General features: G+C 59.8%; 12 protein-coding genes. 3 read left to right on the top strand and 9 right to left on the bottom strand.

What is annotated here, in order from left to right; genetic code table 11:
* Positions 1 to 302 precede the first annotated feature (302 nt).
* On the bottom strand, positions 303 to 836 hold the full coding sequence (gene pgsA / locus JNO48_07160) for a CDP-diacylglycerol--glycerol-3-phosphate 3-phosphatidyltransferase (protein ID QTE67003.1): 534 nt from the start codon (positions 834 to 836) through the stop codon (positions 303 to 305).
* Positions 833 to 2,149 (bottom strand): 30S ribosomal protein S12 methylthiotransferase RimO, encoded by a 1,317-nt coding sequence (gene rimO, locus JNO48_07155; GenBank protein QTE67002.1) that lies wholly within the window; start codon positions 2,147 to 2,149, stop codon positions 833 to 835. The genes pgsA and rimO overlap by 4 nt, the downstream gene beginning before the upstream one ends.
* 168 nt (positions 2,150 to 2,317) lie before the next feature.
* Here rimO and polA point away from each other — a divergent pair, with 168 nt between their 5' ends.
* From polA to JNO48_07140, 3 genes are all read left to right on the top strand, one after another.
* On the top strand, positions 2,318 to 4,906 hold the full coding sequence (gene polA / locus JNO48_07150; GenBank protein ID QTE67001.1) for a DNA polymerase I: 2,589 nt from the start codon (positions 2,318 to 2,320) through the stop codon (positions 4,904 to 4,906).
* Between the two features lie 89 nt (positions 4,907 to 4,995).
* Positions 4,996 to 5,247: a kinase to dihydroxyacetone kinase gene (locus JNO48_07145; GenBank protein QTE67000.1), complete on the top strand. Its 252-nt coding sequence runs from the start codon at positions 4,996 to 4,998 to the stop codon at positions 5,245 to 5,247.
* Complete coding sequence (locus tag JNO48_07140; protein QTE66999.1) at positions 5,244 to 5,972, top strand: LexA family transcriptional regulator; 729 nt, start codon at positions 5,244 to 5,246, stop codon at positions 5,970 to 5,972. Before JNO48_07145 ends, JNO48_07140 begins: the two co-directional genes overlap by 4 nt.
* A gap of 53 nt (positions 5,973 to 6,025) precedes the next feature.
* Here the strand turns inward: JNO48_07140 and JNO48_07135 are convergent, their stop codons facing one another.
* The 7 genes from JNO48_07135 to JNO48_07105 all read right to left on the bottom strand — a co-directional run bounded on the left by JNO48_07135 (position 6,026) and on the right by JNO48_07105 (position 19,600).
* Entirely contained in the window at positions 6,026 to 7,282 is a 1,257-nt protein-coding gene (locus JNO48_07135; protein ID QTE66998.1) for a DUF1015 domain-containing protein, read from the bottom strand.
* 159 nt (positions 7,283 to 7,441) lie between these two features.
* Entirely contained in the window at positions 7,442 to 11,122 is a 3,681-nt protein-coding gene (locus tag JNO48_07130; GenBank protein ID QTE66997.1) for a hypothetical protein, read from the bottom strand.
* Between the two features lie 282 nt (positions 11,123 to 11,404).
* Positions 11,405 to 13,183, bottom strand: coding sequence for a glycoside hydrolase family 5 protein (locus JNO48_07125; protein QTE66996.1), 1,779 nt, complete (start codon positions 13,181 to 13,183; stop codon positions 11,405 to 11,407).
* A 69-nt stretch (positions 13,184 to 13,252) separates the two neighbouring features.
* Positions 13,253 to 15,013: an extracellular solute-binding protein gene (locus tag JNO48_07120; GenBank protein ID QTE66995.1), complete on the bottom strand. Its 1,761-nt coding sequence runs from the start codon at positions 15,011 to 15,013 to the stop codon at positions 13,253 to 13,255.
* Positions 15,014 to 15,042: 29 nt separating this feature from the next.
* A complete protein-coding gene (locus JNO48_07115) occupies positions 15,043 to 15,972 on the bottom strand; it encodes a carbohydrate ABC transporter permease (GenBank protein QTE69705.1) in 930 nt (309 codons plus the stop codon).
* A 40-nt stretch (positions 15,973 to 16,012) separates the two neighbouring features.
* Positions 16,013 to 17,395, bottom strand: coding sequence for a sugar ABC transporter permease (locus tag JNO48_07110; protein QTE69704.1), 1,383 nt, complete (start codon positions 17,393 to 17,395; stop codon positions 16,013 to 16,015).
* Positions 17,396 to 17,602: 207 nt separating this feature from the next.
* Positions 17,603 to 19,600, bottom strand: a complete 1,998-nt coding sequence (locus JNO48_07105; protein QTE66994.1) for a hypothetical protein — start codon at positions 19,598 to 19,600, stop codon at positions 17,603 to 17,605.
* Between the last annotated feature and the right edge of the window lie 28 nt (positions 19,601 to 19,628).

Genomic DNA, 19,628 nt, shown 5'->3' with positions numbered 1-19,628 from the left:
AATATATATATTCAATATTCGTCATCGTTATAGGGGGTGTGAATCCTGTGGAAAACCCTCCCGGATAACGAAAACAAAGGAATTCCCGTGTTGCGGAATATGTGGACAAACCCGCCGGTTATCAACAGTTCTTCCAGAGTATATTCCATTTACCCGGAAAAAACTCCTTCTTTTGGACCGGAAAACCGGGTGGCTCCCTGGGACCGAACCTGTATCCGGATGAAAATGATCCGGAAGGAAAACATTTTATCCACAAATCTCACATAATTCACAGGCTGTGGATAAAAAACCTGTGGATAAAGTCAGTTTTCGCTGAAAACCGCGCGGTTCTTCACGAAGTAATCCACGGCGGAGAACAGCGTCATGACAACGGCCGCGGCCGTGAGGATGATCATATACCAGGTGGAGAAAGCCGACTGGTTCAGCAGGATGGCGGCAATGATCATGATCATCTGGCAGGTGGTTTTGATTTTGCCGAAGGGGCTGGCCGCAATGACCTTTCCCTGGGTCACAGCCACGAGGCGGAGCCCGTCCACCGCCAGTTCACGGCAGAGAATGATGATGATGATCCAGGCTTCCGTCTGGCCGCGGTGCAGCAGCATGATCAGCGTGGTGAGCACCAGCAGCTTGTCCGCCACGGGATCGATAAACTTGCCGAAATTGGTGACCAGGTTGTACTTCCGGGCAATATATCCATCCAGGAAGTCCGTCAGCGACGCGATGATGAACAGCGCGCCGGCAATGATGCGGCAGGCATCGGATGGCTGGTACAGCAGGATTACGATCACCGGGATCAGCGCAACCCGGATGATGCTCAGTTTATTTGGCAGGTTCACAGCATTTTCCCCCTCAGGTCATAGGTATCCGCGCCGGTAATCTCCACGGGAATCATCTGACCGGCGGCGGGCATTGTTTCGCCGCAGTCCACAACGATCTCCCCGTCTGTTTCCGGGGCTTCCCGGCTGCTCCGGCCCAGGCATACGCCGTCTTCGCCCGTATCGGTGACCAGCACCTGTTCGATGCTGCCGATCCTGGCGGTATTCCGCTTCAGGGAAACGGACTGCTGCAGCGTCATCAGGCGGTCGAAGCGTTCCTGCTTGATTTCCTCCGGGACCTGGTTTGGCATATCCGCGGCGGGCGTGTTCTCCTCCGGGGAGAAGATGAATGCGCCCATGCGGTCGAACTCCGTTTCTTCCACAAAGTCCAGCAGTTCCTTAAACTGGTCTTCCGTTTCACCGGGGAAGCCGACGATGAGGCTGGTACGCAGGGTCAGCCTGCGCTCCCGCGCGCCGCGGACGCAGCGCATGATATCCTCCCGGGTACCGCGGCGGCGCATGGCCCGAAGCATTTCCCGGTTGACATGCTGGATCGGGATATCGAGATAGGGGCAGATATTATCCGTCTCCGCAAGGACGTCCAGCAGCTCGTCGCTGGTTTCGTCCGGATAGCAGTAGAGCACGCGGAGCCAGTCCACCCCGTCGATCGCGGCGGCCTTACGCATCAGGTCCGGCAGGGCGGAATGCTTTCCCCCGTCCGTTCCGTAGCGGGTGGTATCCTGCGCGACCAGGATATGCTCGCGCACGCCCCGGGAAGCCAGGGACCGGATTTCAGCGAGAATATCCGCTTCCTTCCGGCTGCGGTAGGGACCCCGGATCAGCGGGATCGCGCAGAAGGCACAGCGGTTGGAGCAGCCCTCCCCGATCCGTACATAGGCGGAATAACCGGGGGTGGTGAGTACGCGGTCGTGCTCAAGATAGCTGAAATCATCCTGGCAGCGGCTGACGCGGCTTCCGCCCAGCACCTTGTCCAGTGCGTCCGGCAGGGAGGCATACTGGTTAACGCCGAGGAGCAGATCGATCTCCGGCAGTTCCTCCAGCAGGGCCTTTTCATACCGCTGGGCCAGGCAGCCGGTGACCACAAGCGCGCGGCAGCGGCCGGTTTTTTTATATTCACCCATCTCGATGATGGTGTTGATCGATTCTTCCCGGGCGGACTCAATAAACCCGCAGGTATTGACCATCAGGATATCCGCCTCGGCCGGGTCCGCCGTGAAGACATAGCCCCGGTCCTTCAGCAGGCCCAGCGCGATCTCGGTATCCACCCGGTTTTTGTTGCAGCCGAGGGAAACCACACCGACTTTATACGCCATGCCGGATCCGCCCCTTCCCGGCCGCCTGCCGCAAGCGGCATCGGCCTGTTTCTATCATATATAACCGGAACAAAGTATACCATGATTCCCCCTTTTTGAAAAGAATGGACAGAAAAGCGGACGTTTCATATAATATGTAAAGAAAAACACTGTGAGGACAAGGATACCATGAAAGATACATTCCTGCTGGTGGACGGAAACAGCCTGATGCACCGGGCATTCCACGCACTGCCCCTGATGGACGCGGACGGGGTATATACCAACGCGGTTTACGGCTTCCTGAGCATGCTGCTGAAGGTGATCCGCGAGGAGAACGTGCAGTATGCCGCCGTATGCTTCGACGAGCACGGACCGACCTTCCGCCACACGGTATACGCGGAATACAAGGCCGGGCGGGCCGCCACGCCGCCGGAACTTCGGCAGCAGTTTGATACGATCCATTCCCTGCTGGACGATATGGGCATCCGCCGGTATTCCCTGCAGGGCTGGGAGGCGGACGACCTGCTGGGTACGCTGAGCCTGAAGGGCGCGGATGCCGGCGCGGCGCCGCTGGTGCTGACCGGCGACCGGGACGCGCTGCAGCTGGTGGGCGGCGGAACGGAACTGATGTTTACCCGGAAGGGCATCTCCGAGACGATCCGCTTTACGCCGGAAAAGGTATATGAGGAATACGGGTTTACCCCCGCGCAGGTGACGGACTGGAAGGGCCTGGCCGGGGACTCCAGCGATAATATCCCCGGGGTTCCGGGCGTCGGCGACAAGACGGCGGTGAAGCTGCTGCAGGAATACGGCACGCTGGAAAATGTGCTGAACAACGCCGGAAACGTCAAGGGAAAGTTGGGCGAAAAGCTGGCAACCTGGGCGGAACAGGCCCGGTTTTCCAAGCAGCTGGCGACGATCCGGCGGGACGCGCCGGTGGAATTCCGGCTTTCGGACTGCCAGCTGCCGGACCTGAAAAAAGGCATTCCGGCGCTGCAGAAGCTGAAACTGAACAGCATTATCAAGCGCCTGGAAACGGACGGCGAAGGCGGCGCGGCGGCCCAGGGCGGAACGGGTGAAGCCCGCCCCGCGATGGCCATGCTGCAGTTCCGCGCGGCGGACACCCCGGACAGCCCGGAGGCCATCCGCGCGTGGCTGGAAAAGGCCGCCGGCGAAGAAGGCGCGCTGTGCCTGTGGATGGATGACCTGACGGTTTCCATGGCGAAGGAAAGCGGCGCGCGGGCGGTGATCACACTCGGCGGCGACCTGCTGAATCCCGGCATGGATCCGGGCGAGGTGCTGGGCCTGCTGGCGGAGGAAATCCGCAAAGGCACCGCCGTGGTGCACGACGGAAAGACCTGGCTGCGGCGGCTGGACCGGGCGGGCCTTCCCCTGCCGGAAACCTTTGGCTGGGATACGATGCTGGCAGCCTACCTGCTGAACCCGCAGGAAAAGAGCTACCGCATGAAGGCGCTGTGCCCGGACCTGCCGGAGGACGCGGCCACGCTGTGCTCCCTGCAGGCGTGGCAGCGCGCCCAGGTGGAAGCGGACGGCATGATGCCCCTGATGCGGGATGTGGAGATGCCGCTGAGCTTTGTGCTGTTCCGGATGGAAAAAGCCGGTTTCTCGGTGGATACCGCGTTCCTGCGGGAGCTGGGAAAGAAATACGCCGCGGAAATTGACCGGCGGCGGAATGAAGTGATTGCGGCCTCCGGCGGCGAGGCGTTCAACCTGAACAGCCCGCAGCAGCTGGGCGAAGTACTGTTTGAAAAGATGGGTCTTCCCCACGGGAAAAAGACCAGCAAGGGCTATTCCACTTCGGCGGAGGTACTGGAAAGCCTGCGGTGGGACGCGCCGGACGTGATTGAGCCGCTGCTGCGGTATCGCCAGCTGGCGAAACTGAACGGCACCTATGTCGAAGGCCTGCTGCCCCTGGTGGACGCGGGAGGCCGGGTGCATTCCACATTTGACCAGACGGCGACAGCTACCGGGCGGATTTCCTCCTCGGAACCGAACCTGCAGAACATTCCGGTGCGCACGGAGGAGGGGCGGGAAATCCGCGAGGCGTTCCTCCCCCGGGAGGGATGGATCCTGCTGGACGCCGACTACAGCCAGATTGAGCTGCGCCTGATGGCGCATTTCTCCGGCGATCCGGCGCTGCTGGAGGCCTTCCGCAACGGCGAGGACATCCATACGCGCACGGCATCGGAAATCTTCGACGTGCCGAAGGACTGGGTGACGCCGGAGCTGCGCAGCCGCGCAAAGGCGGTGAACTTTGGCCTGATCTACGGCATCAGCGGCTTCGGCCTGAGCCGGAATACCGGCGTGAGCCGCCGGGAAGCCGCGGAATTCATTGAGAAATACTTCCGGAAATACCCCGGGGTGAAGCGGTTCATGGATGAATTCGCGGCGGAAGGCGTGAAGAACGGGTATGCCCGCACGCTGATGGGCCGGAGGCGGTACCTGCCGGAGCTGCAGTCCCCGAAGGCGCCGGTGCGCGAATTCGGAAAACGGGCGGCGATGAACACGCCGGTGCAGGGAACCGCGGCGGATATCATCAAGCTGGCGATGGTGCGGGTGGACAAGGCGCTGCGGGAAGCCGGGATGCAGAGCCGGCTGATCCTGCAGGTGCACGATGAGCTGCTGCTGGAATGCCCGCCGGAGGAAGCGGAACAGGCTGCCGGACTGCTGCGGGAAGCGATGGAAGGCGCGATGGAGCTGCGGGTTCCGCTGGTGGCGGAGGTTCACCAGGGGAAGAACTGGGCCGAGGCGAAGTGACCGGGAGAATTGACTTTTCCGGCATTCGATGGTAAATTATGCACGGTTTTGACAGAACCGCGGATAAGACGGAAGGAGCGACAGAGATCATGCTGGAGTTTAAGTTTGACACACAGCTGCTGATTGAAGGCAAGAACCTGGACGAGGATGCGATCAACGATTATTTCACCAACAACTTCAAGGGCGACTGCCTGCTGGCGGTGGGCGATGATGAGCTGATCAAGATCCACTACCACACCAACGAACCGTGGAAGGTGCTGGAATACTGCTCCACGCTGGGCGAGATTTACGACGTGGTCGTGGAGAACATGGAACGCCAGGAAGCGGGGCTGAAAGGGTGAGCCGACTGGGAGACCTGATCCGCACGGAGCGGATCCGCCAGAAGATGACCCCGAAGCAGGTAGCCCGCAAATGCGGCGTCAGCGAAAGTTACCTGGTGGCGGTGGAAGCCGGTACGCGGATTATCGCGGATGATCAGGCCCGCCGGATCCTGAAGGCGATCGGGCTGAAGCAGCAGACGGAAGCGGAATTCACGCTGGATGATATTGCGGCGACCGTGGACCTGGCGCAGGTGCAGCCCCGGCTTGCGGAAGCGGTGAAGAAGCCGCCGAAGAAGGAAGCCGAACTGGCCGCCTCCTCGGAGGATGAGGGCGTGGCCGGCAGCGTATGGCTGGACGCCCTGCAGAGCGTGCTGAAGCGCGTGCCGGTGATGAACGCGGTGATGAAGCCGGTGGCATACCGGCTGGTGCCCGTGGAAAACGGCCGCATCGAAGGCGCGAACCCGGACAAAGTATTCTTCTACCTGGCGCCGGATGACAGCATGCGCGGATTCCGGATCCACAAGGGCGACATCGTGCTGACCGTACCGGCGCAGAGCCCGGTGGACGGCGCGATCATGCTGATGAATTACAAGGAGCACCGGTACCTGCGGAAGGTGAAGGTGCTGGATGACCGGCAGGTACTGCTGCAGAGCTATGACCGGGAATACGAGGCGGAGACCGTTCCGATCAGCGAGATCGGATTCCTCTCCCGCGCCGTACAGGTGACTTTCGAGCTGCAGGCCTGACCGATATGAAAACTCCGCCGGAGCATTCCGGCGGAGTTTTGTTATGCCTTGGATCAGATCCGCTTGGCTTCCATATAATACCGCTTTTCGTCGGCTTCGCCCATGGAGAAGGTTTTCCGGGGCAGGACGCCGAGGCGCTCCACATCGCCGAAGAAGGTATTCTTGTCGATTTCCGGGAGGAGGAAGCCCATGGCGCCTTCCGCACCCGCGAGCGTCCGCAGGGACTGCTCGCCGTGGATGAAGTCGATTTCCGCTTCGGGATGGGCGGCCAGGAAATCATCCAGGAACTTCTGGACGGTTTCGCAGGGGATTGCGCCTTCGGGATTCCCTACTACCACCTGAGCTTCACCGCCTGCGGAAACCACGGTAAACGTATGGCCTTCGCCGCCGGAGGTCAGCGTCATGCCGCGGGCGGCGGCATAATCCCGCCAGGCGGCGAGCACTTCCACGGGTTTGACCCCGGTGAGCACCCGGTGGATCGGCTCAAAGAGCAGGGCGGTATCATGGATATTGACGATTTCGCACAGGGCATACCGGGCGGGATGGTTTTCCCGATCCGCTTTCGGCAGGGTCTCCCGGATTTCATTCCAGTAGGCCTTGGCGGTGGCGAGGCTGTGGTTGCCGTCTCCGACTGCCAGCAGCAGCGGGTTTTCGCCCAGGGTATCCAGCAGGGCGTTCAGGCTGGAATCCACATGGCCGAGGCCGGCTTCGCCTTCCACGGCCCAGCCGCGCAGATGGCCGCCGTTCATCATGAGGTCGAAATCGTAGAGCTTCCGCAGGGAATCCTCCTGCGCGCGCAGGGGCTCCAGCACCGTACGGTCCGGATCGTCGATCAGGATCATGATATGCGTGAGCTCCACCGGCGCGCCGCGGCGGATGACCAGCCGCGGGGGCAGGCGGGACGCGATGGTCTGCTCCGTCGGCCGGATGAGCGGCAGGGAGCCTTTTTCAAAGGAATACTGCTCCAGGTCTACCGTGCAGACCAGGCCCAGGCGGCTGCCGCCGGGTACGGAGCGCTCGCACAGTACAAAACCGTTTTCCACTGCGGGGACCAGAAGGCCTTTGGCCAGGTAGTCCGCCATGGCGGCGTGGATGGCGGGGATCCGTTCTTCCCCGTGTTTCAGGTCATATTCCGGGAGGATCAGCCGCAGGGCGGAGGGGGCATCCCCTGCCGTTTCATACGCCTTCTGCCAGTATTCCGGTTCGGAGGTGTACTGGTCGCAGGCGATGCAGGCCCAGGTTTCCGGATTTACGGAGGGCGCCGGCAGCAGGATTTCCGCCGGGCGGATTCCGATACGTTCAAAAGCCATGAATCATTCAACTCCTTCGGGATGTTTGCCCACTAATCATATGCCGGGCGGCGGGCTTTTTCAACCAAAATACAAAAAATGTGCCCGGGCGGGCGGATCCGCGCCATCCTGCGGATCCGCCCGCCCGGGCCGGGAGAAAAGTGAAGGGTTATCGGGTGATCAGCGGTCGTCCTTGCTTTCCTTCAGCAGGCGCCACATGAGGAACAGAGCAGCCAGGCCCAGCGCCGCCACGCAGGCCCAGATGAGCGGATCGGCCGGGTCGCCGGTTTTGGGCACCTTGTAGTTGATGACGGTACCGCCGTTGTAACAGCGGTCTGTAACCCCAGCATGGGTACCGGTGTTCTCATAGCGTACCTTATAGCCGGCGGGCACATTTTCCACGATGTAGTAATCCCCGGCGGTAGAGAACCAGGCTTCATAGCGCCATTCGCTGCCGCTCACCTTTTTGTTGAACTTCTTGTGGGCGACGGAGCCGTCCGCGTTGTACAGCACCCAGTCGATGCTTTCAGCCGGGTCGGCATCCCAGCGCACGGTGAAGCTGAACCGGAAATCATAGGAACCGGAATCCGGGGAAACCGGCTTTGAGGTGGGCGCCGGTTTGTCGGTTACGGCGGGCTTTTCCGTTACCGTGGGCTTGTCGGTCACGGCCGGCGGGTCGGTTACTGTGGGTTTATCAGTCGCGGCCGGCGGGTCGGTAATGGTGGGTTTGTCGGTCACGGCCGGCGGATCGGTCACTGTGGGCTTGTCGGTCGCAGCCGGCGGGTCGGTTACCGCAGGCTTGTCGGTTGCGGCCGGCGGATCGGTCACCGTGGGCTTGTCGGTCGCAGCCGGCGGGTCGGTTACCATGGGCTTGTCGGTCGCGGCCGGCGGATCGGTGACGGTGGGCTTGTCAGTCGCGGCCGGCGGATCGGTGACGGTGGGCTTGTCAGTCGCGGCTGGCGGATCGGTGACGGTAGGCTTGTCGGTCGTGGCCGGCGGGTCGGTGACGGTGGGCTTGTCAGTCGCGGCCGGCGGATCGGTGACGGTGGGCTTGTCAGTCGCGGCTGGCGGGTCGGTCATCGTGGGTTTGTCAGTTTCGGTCGGCTCCAGGTCGGTGGGCGTTGCGGGCGGATCCGTAACGACCGGCCCCAGGTCTGTGGGAGTAGCGGGGGCCGGGGACGCGACGGTGAAGGTGGTTTCCGCGGTGCTTTCCCCGATTTTGACGGAAAGGGTGTGGCTGCCGTCCTCCAGGGAGTCCAGGTATTCCGCGCTGACGGAGATATTCACGCTGCCGCGTGTGGCGGTATAGCTGCCGGCGGGAACGGGTTTGCGGTCCATACTGATTCCGCCGAACAGGTCAAAGGTGATCGTATCATTCGGGCTGCCCTTGACGGTGAATTCCATGTTCTTTCCGCAGCCGCGGGTCCAGGTGCCCGCTCCGCCGGTGATGAAGGTGTAGGTGTTGGGGATATCCTGCCAGAGGGCGGTGACGGCGGTGTCCCCGTCCACTTCAATTTCATCGAAGGGGCTGCCCGCGTCCCAGCCGGCGAATTCCTTGTATTCCGGTGCAGTGAAGCCGTTTTCCGGCAGGGTGTATTTTTCCCCGGCAACGACATAGGCGTTGTCCATTGTACCGGAACCTTCGCCCGGATCAAAGGTGATGACATAATGGAAGCCGGAATAGTTTTCCATCATGGTTTCCAGGCCGCCGTAACGGGCGTAGGCGCCTTCGTCCTTGAAGGGGTTGGTGTGCAGCTTTGTTTTGGTTTCCTCCGACATTTCAATGCCGTAGAAATACCAGTTCATATATTCCATCAGGCGCTGGAACTGATCAGAGGAGGTATGATGCCCCCGGTTTTTCATGTTCACGTCCAGCGCCAGGTTGTCCTCCACACCAAGGGCCCGGAAGACCGGCCGGGCTCCCTCATAGCTGACAGAATCGCCATAGGGGTTGTTCGCGTCATCGTTATTGGAACAGATGACGTATACGCCGCGGGGCGCCAGCGCCGCGAGCATCAGGTTTTTGTCATAGGGCAGGCGGGCGCCCATGGAGGTATCCGGGTAATCATCACCGAACCAGCGGTCATCCAGTGCGTAGTACAGCATCTGGTTGTGCTGGTAGCCCTGGTTGCGCGGCCGATGGGGCAGTACTTCCGAGCCGGAAGCGGGGCTGTCCGCCCAACTGTACTGCAGGGGGAATTCCTCGGTGGAATAGCTGACATACCGGTAGGTGCCGGCACCGCCGGAGCCGCTCTCCTGCGGGGCGGTAACACCGAAGCGCTCATCCATCAGGCCGGCGACCAGGGCGGTTTTGCCCAGGCGGCTTGCACCGGTAACGCCGATACGGGAAAGGTCCAGTTTGCCTTTCAGGGTTTCATCATGTGTATCCAGGTATTCCAGTGCGTCCAGTGCGCGGCTGGCCCCCCAGGCCCAGGCGATCATGGTGCCGCGATCAGCATACTGCTCCGCATCATATGGATACAGGTCATAAAATAAGCCTATATGGTCGTTGATGTCCATGGCCAGATCTGTGTATGAAATTCCCACCTGGGCATAGCCTGCGCTGCTGATATTGGTATTGTTTGACGTACTGTAATTAACCACGACCGGTATTTTTCCATCCTCGAAAAACTCTTTTGTACCCGAAGGAAGGAATAAGTTTGTATTGAAGCTTTTTGTCACTTCGCCAACAGTTACATTTATGGTGATGATACCTGTGGCAGGATTGTAGGAAGCAGTTACTTCATCGGGGTCATCCGGCATAAAGCCGTATTCATAGTACTGGACCATCGCCTTGATTTCCTCGGCACGGTCAGCCCAGTTACCGGATGTAACTCCGTCTCCGTTCAGGAAGGTAAAAGGATCGGGCAGGTTGTTCAGCACGGGAGTATCCTGCAGGTCCGGCAGGTTATGGCCGGATACCGCATCCACATGGCGCATATTGTCGATGGCGGCCTGCAGGGCGGCGGTGGCGTTGTCCACCTTATCCCGGTCCGCCGTGTCATCCGCATATACCGCTTTTGCCGCGGCCAGGGCGTCCGCCAGGGCGGTTTCGTCTTCCCAGATACCATGGGGCAGGGCTTCTGCCATACCGATGCGGGAATTCAGGAGGCTCTTGTCCATGGGGCGCTGCGCCCACTGTTCCTCCGTCGGGGTTTCCAGAGAGACCGTGCCGTACACGTTGCATTTGTTATCGCCGCTGCTGAAGTCGTTGTCGGCATGATAGATCAGGAATTCATTGGTCGTTCCGGAGTAAACATGAGCGCCATAATTCAATACACTGAAATCAAAGCCCAATGATTCTCCGCCCTTGAATGCAAAGTCACTGATAAAGAATCCCAATTCTACAGTATAACCGACAGTTTTTCCTTCATTGTCGATTTTCTTTTTGACAGAAGTACCAGTAAGCCGCTGATACTTTGGAGTATCCAGACCGCCCCAACTAACAGTTGCAGCGCCGCTGTTTGGGTTGATATTGATGACGGCATCGTCCTCTTCGGTCAGCGGAAGCTTGTCATTCATCAGATCCAGGCCGATGGTGACTTTATCCTCATCTCGAATATAGTCATCGGAAACATCAATTAAAAGATATACCACACTGCCGTTCCAAAGTGTACGCAGGGAGACATTGGTTTGAGCTTCTTCCTGTGGGGTTAGAGTTATGCCACTGGAATAAGAAGTCTTGACATTAAATACCTTATCCAGACTGATGCTTTCAGCCTGGTTCCAGGCTTCGTCGATTTCGCCGTCAATCACGATGGATGCCGGCACATAAGTGATTTGTGCGTTGTCCGCCAGCGCCGCGCAGACGACGATACACAGCGCCAGTGCGAGAAGCAATGCAGCCCCTGCTTTTTTCATGGTTCCCTCTCCCTTTCCATATCTGGTTTTCCCGGACCGCACCGGCTCCTCCAGATCCGGGGCGGCCCCTTTTTTGTTGTATACAGTGTATAAAAAATGAAAAGGGAAGCATATTGACAAAAATTCTGCATAAAACCGTGAAAAGCAAGAAAGGAAGCGGATTTCAGATCCGGAAAAAAACTGACCGGAATATGCAAAAATATCCCCCATGGACTCCATGGGGGATGATCGGTATGAAAGCGCTGCAGTTAAACGTTTGCAGTTTGCAAACCGTACAGAGCTTTATTTCCGGGGTTCGTAGCGGAAGGTGATCTCCAGGGTTCGGATCTGCTGCATGGCCGGCGCTTCCCGGTCCAGGACCGTGGCGGAGATGCCGGTGAGGTCCCCGTAGAGGACACGCGCGCCGCTCCGGGCGTTTTTGATGTCCACCCATTCGTTGTACAGGTTACTGCGGGTGCACTTTCCGTCATCGGAGCAGGTATAGTTGCGCCCTTTCAGCTTCAGGGGCTCCCCGTTGACGATGACTTCCGTGAAGTAAATGCAGTAGCCCGGGAACTTCTGCTCCCCGTTGGAGATACCGATCGCGGAGAAGGCGGTATTGGAAGCGTATCCCTTGTCCGTGCCGGTAAAATCCAGCGCGACGGTATATTCACCGGGGCCGGTGATTTCCACGTCCGTTGGAACGATACCGGGGGTGATAGAATCCGGCGTATAGATATCGCCCACGCTGTAGCTGGCTGCCCAGTCGCCGCCGCTGAACATGATCCAGGCGACACAGCTGTCCGGGGTGACGTTCAGAGCGTTTTCGACGAGGGAATCCGGGGCGGCCGCGACCATCGCGTCAAAGGCGGCTTTTCCCGCCGCGGCGATTTCGCTGTAATCCCGGCCGGCTTCGGATGCCGCGTTCCGGCCGGCATAGACCGCCGCCATCTCTTCCTCGGGAATCCGGAGTTCCCGGCGGACAAAGAACCCGCTGCAGTCCCACAGGCAGCTGGCCAGGTCCAGGGCATCGCAGCAGTTGAGGAACGCTTCGTGATAGGCCGGGGCGTTCTTCTTCATGATGCCATCGCTGCCCGTCAGCGCGCCGTATTCACCGATGACGATTCCATAGCCGGCCGACGTGAACTTCTTCAGGCGGCTGAGGATGGAATACATTTCTTCGAAATCCTTCTTCTTTCCCCACAGGGTCGCGCCCTTGGCCGAAGTGGCGCCGCAGTAGCTCCAGGGGCCGTAATAATGCACGGAGAGCAGCAGCCGGCCGTCCGCGGAATCCTGCGGCATCTGAAAGCGGGTGTCGGACGTACGGTCGATATCCGTGCCGAATCCCGCGATAAGCAGGAAGCGGTCCGCATTATTTCCGCCGGAGGCGCGTACGGTATCCACGAAAACCTGGTTGACCTTGTTGGTGAGCGCATACCGCTGGTCATCCGGCATGGTATGGGCAATCGAGTCATCGCAGTACAGCGGGGAGTCCTCGTCGAACCGGGCGCCCAGCTCCTCGTTTGCGCTTTCAAAAACCAGGCGCCAGTCGTATTTGCCGAAGCGCTCGGACAGCTGTTTCCACATGCCGGTATAGGCTTCCATGGCCAGGTTCCGGGTTTCTTCGGTATCGGAGCCGAACATGCCCCACCAGCCGCCGTCCCAGTGATCGTTGATGATGACGATCATGCCGGCGTCCAGCGCGTAGTTCACGATTTCCTCCACCCGGTCCATATAGGCTTCCGAGATGGTGTAGTCCCCCTGGGCCAGGTGGGTGGCGTTGGTCATCCAGGCCACGGGGATCCGGATGGTATCAAAGCCGCAGGCCTTCATGCCCTGCAGCATTTCGGGTGTGGTGATCGGCTGGCCCCAGTAAATTTCATAAAAGGACGGGGGCTGCAGGTTCATGGAACTGTATTTCCCGTTGTTGCAGGCCTCCATCGTGTTTCCCAGGTTGATGCCGTTGCCCATCCGCCGGCTCATTTCAATGGCGTTTTCCGGCGCTTCTTCCGCGGCGGCACAGCCGCAGAGGACCAGGAGCAGCGACATCGCGGCGCACAGGATCATCAAAAAGGTTCTCATCTAATATTTCACTGCCTTTCCGGTAAAAATGCGGCCTGCCCCGCCGGGGCAGGCCGCGCAGGGGCCGTTTTATTCCGCGGCGGCAGCCTGCGCCTGCTGGGCAGCCCAGCACAGCGCTGCCTGCTCTTCGCACCAGGCGACACAGTCCGCGTAGCCGTAGCCGTTGGCCTGATTGATCATCTGCTGGATCATACCGTCAAACGCGCCATCGTTGGCGGCATAGATCGCGCGCCAGGACCAGGTGACGACGGCCGTCTGGATCTGGCTCCATTTTACGTCCAGCGCGCCGTCCCGGGTGGCCGGGGCATAGGTGCCTTTATCCAGCATGACCTTGTAGGGATGGTTTTCCAGGTACTGCTGGGTGTCGGCCGCGCCGGCCCAGTCGCACCATGCCTGCTGGATCGGGTATATGTCATCGGTCAGGACGCTGACCCAGCCGGCCTTGTCCAGGGTTTCCTGCAGCTTGCTGTCCGGGTTCTGCTGGCTTGCGGTCAGCGTGGAGTTGTTGATCTGCAGCGCGCCGTCATTGTAGGTGCCGGTCTGCGGATAGGCGGTTCCGGTCCGCGGTCCGATAACGGTGGTGCCGGACATGTCAAAGGAGGGATCGTTGTTGGTTTTGCGGCCCAGCGCAGTGAAATACGTTCCGCCTTCTTCATTGTAATCCCAGGTCAGGCCTTTCGGACCATACAGCATGGTGAGGGCGCCTTCCGGCGTGGCCAGCCAGTTGATGACGGCCAGGCATACTTCCGGGTATTCCGCGTCCGCGCCGATGCTCCAGATGCGGTTGCCGCCGGAGAGGGACAGGCCGTAGGAAATGGGGGTCGCCTCTTCCGGGACAAAGGTGTACATATACTTGCCCGCTTCCAGGTGCTCGGGGGTGTTGAAGATCAGGGAACCCGCATAATTGAAGATGGACCAGAAGGTGCCGCCGGCCTTGACCTTTTCACCCATGGTGGTATAGGTCTGGCTGGCAGAGTTCGGATCCAGCAGCCCGGCGCGGAACAGCTTGTTGAAGAAGCGCAGCATCTCAATGTACATGCCGTCCGGCTGCAGGCAGCCCTGGAACTCGCCGGTTTCCGTATTGATCAGGCCCAGTTCGAATTCATCCCAGCCATAGTAGGCGGTAGCCAGGGCCTTGACGTACATGACCATGTTGCCGTCCCAGTCCGGCCAGATGGAGATGGCATACGTCTCATTTCCGTTCTCGTCAACGGGGCAGATTTCCTTCATCTTCACGAAGAGGTCCGCCAGCTCATCCAGGTTCTTTACGGGCGGGCATCCCAGCTGCTGGTACAGATCCCAGCGGATATCCCAGGTGTAGAAGAAATTTTCATGGCTGCCGGCTTTCAGCGCGACATTGTGGCCGAAACCGTGGATTTTCCCGTCGCTGTTCTTGGCCCGGTTGGCCTCCAGCGCGGTCTGGTAGTTTTCCCAGATATAGGGAGCGTATTCTTCCGCCAGTCCGTCCTCTTCCCAGTCCAGGAGCAGGCCCTGGGCCACGGCGGCCTGGTACTGGTCCCCGTCCGCGCCCCAGACGACGATATCGCCCAGGTTGCCGCTTTCCATACGGGTGGCGTAGGTTCCGTCGGAATCGGGGATGATATTGATGCGTACATTGTACTTGTCCAGCAGGAGGTCCGCGCTCCAGTGACCCTGGAGTCCGGAATAGTTCGCCAGCTGGCTGTAGACATTGAGAGTGATCGGTTCGCCGTCATAGACGCCGACTTCCTCCAGGCGGGCATACGCGTCGTCTTCTGCGTCCGCGAAGGCTCCGCCCAGGACGGCCAGCGCCATCATGGCGGCCAGGATCAGTGCCAACCATTTTTTCATAGTTTTTTTCCTTCTTTCCTGTTTTTTTATCATCCTTTTACCGCCCCAAGCATGATACCCTTGACAAAATACCGCTGCATGAAGGGGTATACCAGCAGGATCGGGATGATGGATACCATGGAAACCGTGTACTGGATAACCCGCTGGTTCAGCATGCTGGCAGCAGCCTGCTCACTGATGTTTCCACCCTGGCTCATCATCGCGCCGAGGTTGCTGGAAGAATTGAGGTAGATATACAGCCGGTGCTGCAGGGTATACAGGTCCGGACGGTTGTTCATCAGCAGCAGGGAATCCTGGAAGGAGTTCCAGTTGCCGACCGCGCCGAAGATCGCGATGGTCGCGAGGATCGGAATGCTCAGCGGGACAATGATTTTCCGCCAGACCGTGAGGGTGGACGCGCCGTCGATAACCGCGCTTTCCTCCAGCGAAGACGGGATGGATTCGATGTAGGTTTTGACCAGGATGATGTTGTAGGGCGCCACCATGCTGGGGATGATATAGGCCAGGAAGTTGTCCGTGAGGCCCATCATCAGCATGTTCATATACCACGGGATGAGGCCCGCGTTGAAATACATCGTGACGACCAGGAAGCGGTACCAGAAGGAGCGCTTCCACATCTTCTGCTTGGTGACCAGGTAGCCGGCCCAGGCGGAAGTAATCACCATCAGCGCGGTGCCGAGAATGGTGCGCGCGACGGTGACCAGCACGCTGGAGCCCAGGTCCTGCACATTACGGAGCGCGGTGTAGTTGTTGAAATGAGCGCCGAACACGCCGTTCCCGGCCGCGTCCTTCAGCATCGGGAAGAAGTTCACCCGTCCGCTGGTAACCAGGTCGTTATCCGAGATCGTGTTGATCAGCAGATAGTAGAACGGGAATATGCAGATAAACGTAAACAGCACGAACAGGATGATCACGGAGGTTTCGAAAATCCTGTCGCCGGCGGTGCGCCGGATGTGCATGGTGCCTTCAGTTTCTTTCCTGCCCATCTTCCGCACCTCCTTATATGATGCTTTCGCCGCGGATAGCCCGGGAGATTCCGTTGGCGGCGAAGAGCAGTGTTACACCGATGAGGGACTTGGAGATTCCGACGACCGTGGACAGCGGGATCTGGTTCTGCCCGATACCGATATGGTATACATACAGGTCCAGGACCTCGATGACATCCTTGTTCATCGCGTTTTCAAAGACCAGGTACTGCTCCATACCGTTGGACAGGATGCCCGCGATGCTCATGAGGAGCATGACCATATAGGTCGGGACCAGGCCGGGAATCGTGATATGCCAGATGCAGCGGAAACGGTTCGCACCGTCCACGCGGGCGGCTTCATAGAGCTGCTGGTCGATACCGGCGATGCCCGCGATATAGACGATCGCGCTCCAGCCGACTCCCTTCCAGGTGCCCCAGAGGAGCATCTTCAGCCAGGTGTGGTCCGCGATCTGCAGGTAGTTGGTGTTCGCACCGGTCTGGTGCAGCACATTGGTGAGGAAGCTGTTGACAAATCCGTCCGTGGAGAAGATACAGATCGCGATGGCGTAGACCAGGACCCAGGAGATGAAATTGGGGATGGTGGTCAGCGTCTGCACGGTCCGCTGGAATTTGGTGGAACGGATTTCCGCCAGCAGCACGGCGAAGGCGATGGGCAGCCACGAGGTGAGGATGCCCAGGCCGGACATGATGAGCGTATTCCGCAGGACGCGCACCAGGTCGGTGACGGTGGCCGGATCGGTGAAGAGCGAAGCGAACCACTTCAGGCCGACGAAGTTGTCCGCCCCGATGGCGCCGCCGGGCTTGTAGTCAAAGAACGCGAAGCGCCAGCCCCAGATGGGCAGGTAGGCAAAGATGAAGGAAAGCAGGATGACCGGGAGCATCATCAGGAACAGGCGGTACTTTTCCTCCATTTCCATCCGGACTTCCGGGTTCTTCTCCGGCGGGGTGGCCAGGAAGGCAACCAGGGCCGAGACGAACAGGAGGCCGGCGAATACACAGAAGGCGGTGAAGCCGTCCGGCAGGAGGATTTTGATGGTATCCAGCTTTCCAACTTCTTCCCCGTGGGCGAGCATATTGGAATACGCCCGGTGGATCAGCAGCAGGCCGGCGGCCATGACCGGCGCGCCGAAGAGCGGAAACAGCAGGCCCCGGCGGCGCATCTTCCGGTTGCCCAGGCTCATGCAGGCTCCGGCAGCGCAGGCGATGACGCCCACCATGACAACGATGCAGGCAATCATCAGCAGTGTGATATCCGCATCCTGGATCCACTGGGACCGCAGGATCCGGCCCATGCTGTTGGTGATGGTTCCCCGGCTGACGCCGGTGGTGAAGAGACTGGAAGCCTGGTTGATCTTCTCGCTGATCCGGCCGGGATTGGCCGGCGGGAAGAACATGGCCATTCCGGTAAGCAGGGCGGCGGCCCGGAAAATCCAGAGCGCGGCCTTCTGCCCGAAGCCCTGCTTTTCCCCTGCCGGAAGAACGTTATTTCCGGAAACTCCCATCGCGGTGGGTCACTCCTTTTTCAAATGCGCAGGAAAGGGAAGAAGCGGCGGCGCTTCCCGGGATGCCGGAATCCGCGCCGCCGCAAGGAGGAGAGTCTGTCACTCGGTCAGGCCGGTGACGGTAAAGGTAATGGTGATGGCGGTGTTCGCGCCGGGAACGGTGTAGCCGAAGGGCGCGTCGCCGCGGTTGTATTCATCGATGATGACGATGCGGGCATAGGTGCCGGAGACATCCACATCCGTGTAGTCCCGGGTGGCTGCGTCACCGATCTTGGTCTTGACATCGCTGATGGTGACATAGCCGTCCTTCACCAGCTTGGAGGGGATTTCCGTGGAGACGAACAGCATACGGAAGGTATCATCCGTTCCGAAGCCCATCTCGCCGGTGGTGAGGGAGACCGAGTAGGTGCCGTCCTTGGTCAGGAGCACGTCCTCAAAGGTTCCGCCGTAATCCACCGCGTTGTTGTCCGCATCCCAGCCCACCAGGTGGGTGAAGAATTCGGCGTTCTCGGAATCGCGGCCGTAGTTGGCTTCGTCCCAGGTGTTGCGGAAGATGTAGCTGGTGCTCTGCACACCGATGTAGGCGTTGTAGTCGACCTTCTGGAGCTCGGCGGCTTCCTCGGCGGTCAGCGGCGCGTCGTCATCCTTGACGACGGGCTTGCCGTAAATGTAGTCGAAGGTGACTTCCACGCTCTTCACGGCGGCGAAAGCTTCCTTATCCACAACGATGGGAGCGGCGCCTTCCAGGTCGCCGTCCGCGCGGCGCGCGTCGGCGGGCAGCTCGGACACCCATTCGTTGTACAGGTTCTCACGGGTGCAGATACCGTCATCGGAAGAGGTGTAGCCCTTGCCGACTTCGATGGACTCACCGTTGACCTTGATATCGGTGACGTTGATGAAATATCCGTTGAAGGTCTTTTCGCCGTTCACGACGCCCACGGCGCTGAAGGCCAGGCCCTGGGCTTCTTCAGCGAATTCCAGGCCGACGGTGTAGGTTCCGGGGCCGGTGATTTCCGCGTTCGCGGCGGTGACACCTTCTGGAGCGTCCCCGCCCCAGTACTGATAGGCCCAGGCAGCGTCCGCGTACATCAGGTAGGCAGTATCGGTGACGGGCACCAGGGTGAAGTCCACCTCGAACTTCGTAACACCGGTGAAGAGTTCCTTATCCACAATGACGGGCTTCGCGTCTTCCACGGTGCCGTCAAAGGAATGGGCATCTTCCGGCAGCTCCCCGACCCATTCGTTGTAGATGTTCATGCGGGTGGTGACTTTGTCATCGGAAGAGGTATAGCCCTTGGTGAATTCGATCGGCTCTCCGTTGATCCGGATCGCGTTGATCTTCAGGAAAGCGCCGGGGAAGGAAAGCTCGCCGTTGGTCAGTCCCAGCGCGGTGAAGGCCAGGCCTTCGGCCGGGGCGGCAAATTCCAGGGCAACCGTGTAATCACCGGGTTCGGCGATTTCCACATTCGTCGCGGTGATGCCTTCGGGAGCGGCGCCGCCCCAGTACTGGTTTGCCCAGGCGGCATCCGCGTACATGATATAGGCGGTGGCGCGGTGGAGGACAAAGTCCGCTTCCACGCTCTTCACCGCGGCAAAGGCTTCCTTATCCACGATGATGGGGGCTGCATCCGACAGGCTGCCGTCAAAGGAACGGGCATCGGAGGGGACTTCGCCGACCCATTCATTGTAGATGTTCATGCGGGTGACCACTCCGTCATCGGAAGAGGTGTAGCCCTTTTTGATTTCGATGGCTTCGCCGTTGACCCGGATCGCCTTCAGCTCGATGGTGTAGCCGGGCAGGTTCATTTCGCCGTCGTTGATGCCGATGGCCGCAAAGGCCAGGCCCTGGGCTTCTTCAGCAAATTCCAGGCCGACGGTGTATTCTCCGGGACCGGTGATTTCCACATTCGTGGGGGTGACGCCTTCCGGGGCGTCTCCGCTCCAGTACTGATAGGCCCAGGCAGCGTCCGCATACATCAGGTACGCGACGGGGCCGGCCGGAGCAGCCGCTTCTTCAGCCGCGGAGAATCCAACGCAGCCGATGGACAGTACCAGCGCCAGCACCAGCGCCAGGACGGTTGACAGGGATTTCTTCATGGGGATTCCTCCTTTGAATGTCGGTTTG

The sequence above is a fragment of the Clostridiales bacterium genome (genome assembly GCA_017569285.1).
Lineage (GTDB): Bacteria > Bacillota > Clostridia > Christensenellales > Aristaeellaceae > Aristaeella.
Note: the sequence above shows the minus strand (reverse complement) of the source record. Positions and strands in the feature narration are given on the sequence as shown.

What these genes read in the sequence shown, in the direction of transcription:
- JNO48_07115 (QTE69705.1), bottom strand. Translation starts at nt 15,972, where the DNA reads ATGCACATCCGGCGCACCGCCGGCGACAGGATTTTCGAAACCTCCGTG.
- JNO48_07130 (QTE66997.1), bottom strand. Translation starts at nt 11,122, where the DNA reads ATGAAAAAAGCAGGGGCTGCATTGCTTCTCGCACTGGCGCTGTGTATC.
- polA (QTE67001.1), top strand. Translation starts at nt 2,318, where the DNA reads ATGAAAGATACATTCCTGCTGGTGGACGGAAACAGCCTGATGCACCGG.
- JNO48_07110 (QTE69704.1), bottom strand. Translation starts at nt 17,395, where the DNA reads ATGTTCTTCCCGCCGGCCAATCCCGGCCGGATCAGCGAGAAGATCAAC.
- JNO48_07120 (QTE66995.1), bottom strand. Translation starts at nt 15,013, where the DNA reads ATGAAAAAATGGTTGGCACTGATCCTGGCCGCCATGATGGCGCTGGCC.
- JNO48_07105 (QTE66994.1), bottom strand. Translation starts at nt 19,600, where the DNA reads ATGAAGAAATCCCTGTCAACCGTCCTGGCGCTGGTGCTGGCGCTGGTA.
- JNO48_07145 (QTE67000.1), top strand. Translation starts at nt 4,996, where the DNA reads ATGCTGGAGTTTAAGTTTGACACACAGCTGCTGATTGAAGGCAAGAAC.
- JNO48_07125 (QTE66996.1), bottom strand. Translation starts at nt 13,183, where the DNA reads ATGAGAACCTTTTTGATGATCCTGTGCGCCGCGATGTCGCTGCTCCTG.
- rimO (QTE67002.1), bottom strand. Translation starts at nt 2,149, where the DNA reads ATGGCGTATAAAGTCGGTGTGGTTTCCCTCGGCTGCAACAAAAACCGG.
- JNO48_07135 (QTE66998.1), bottom strand. Translation starts at nt 7,282, where the DNA reads ATGGCTTTTGAACGTATCGGAATCCGCCCGGCGGAAATCCTGCTGCCG.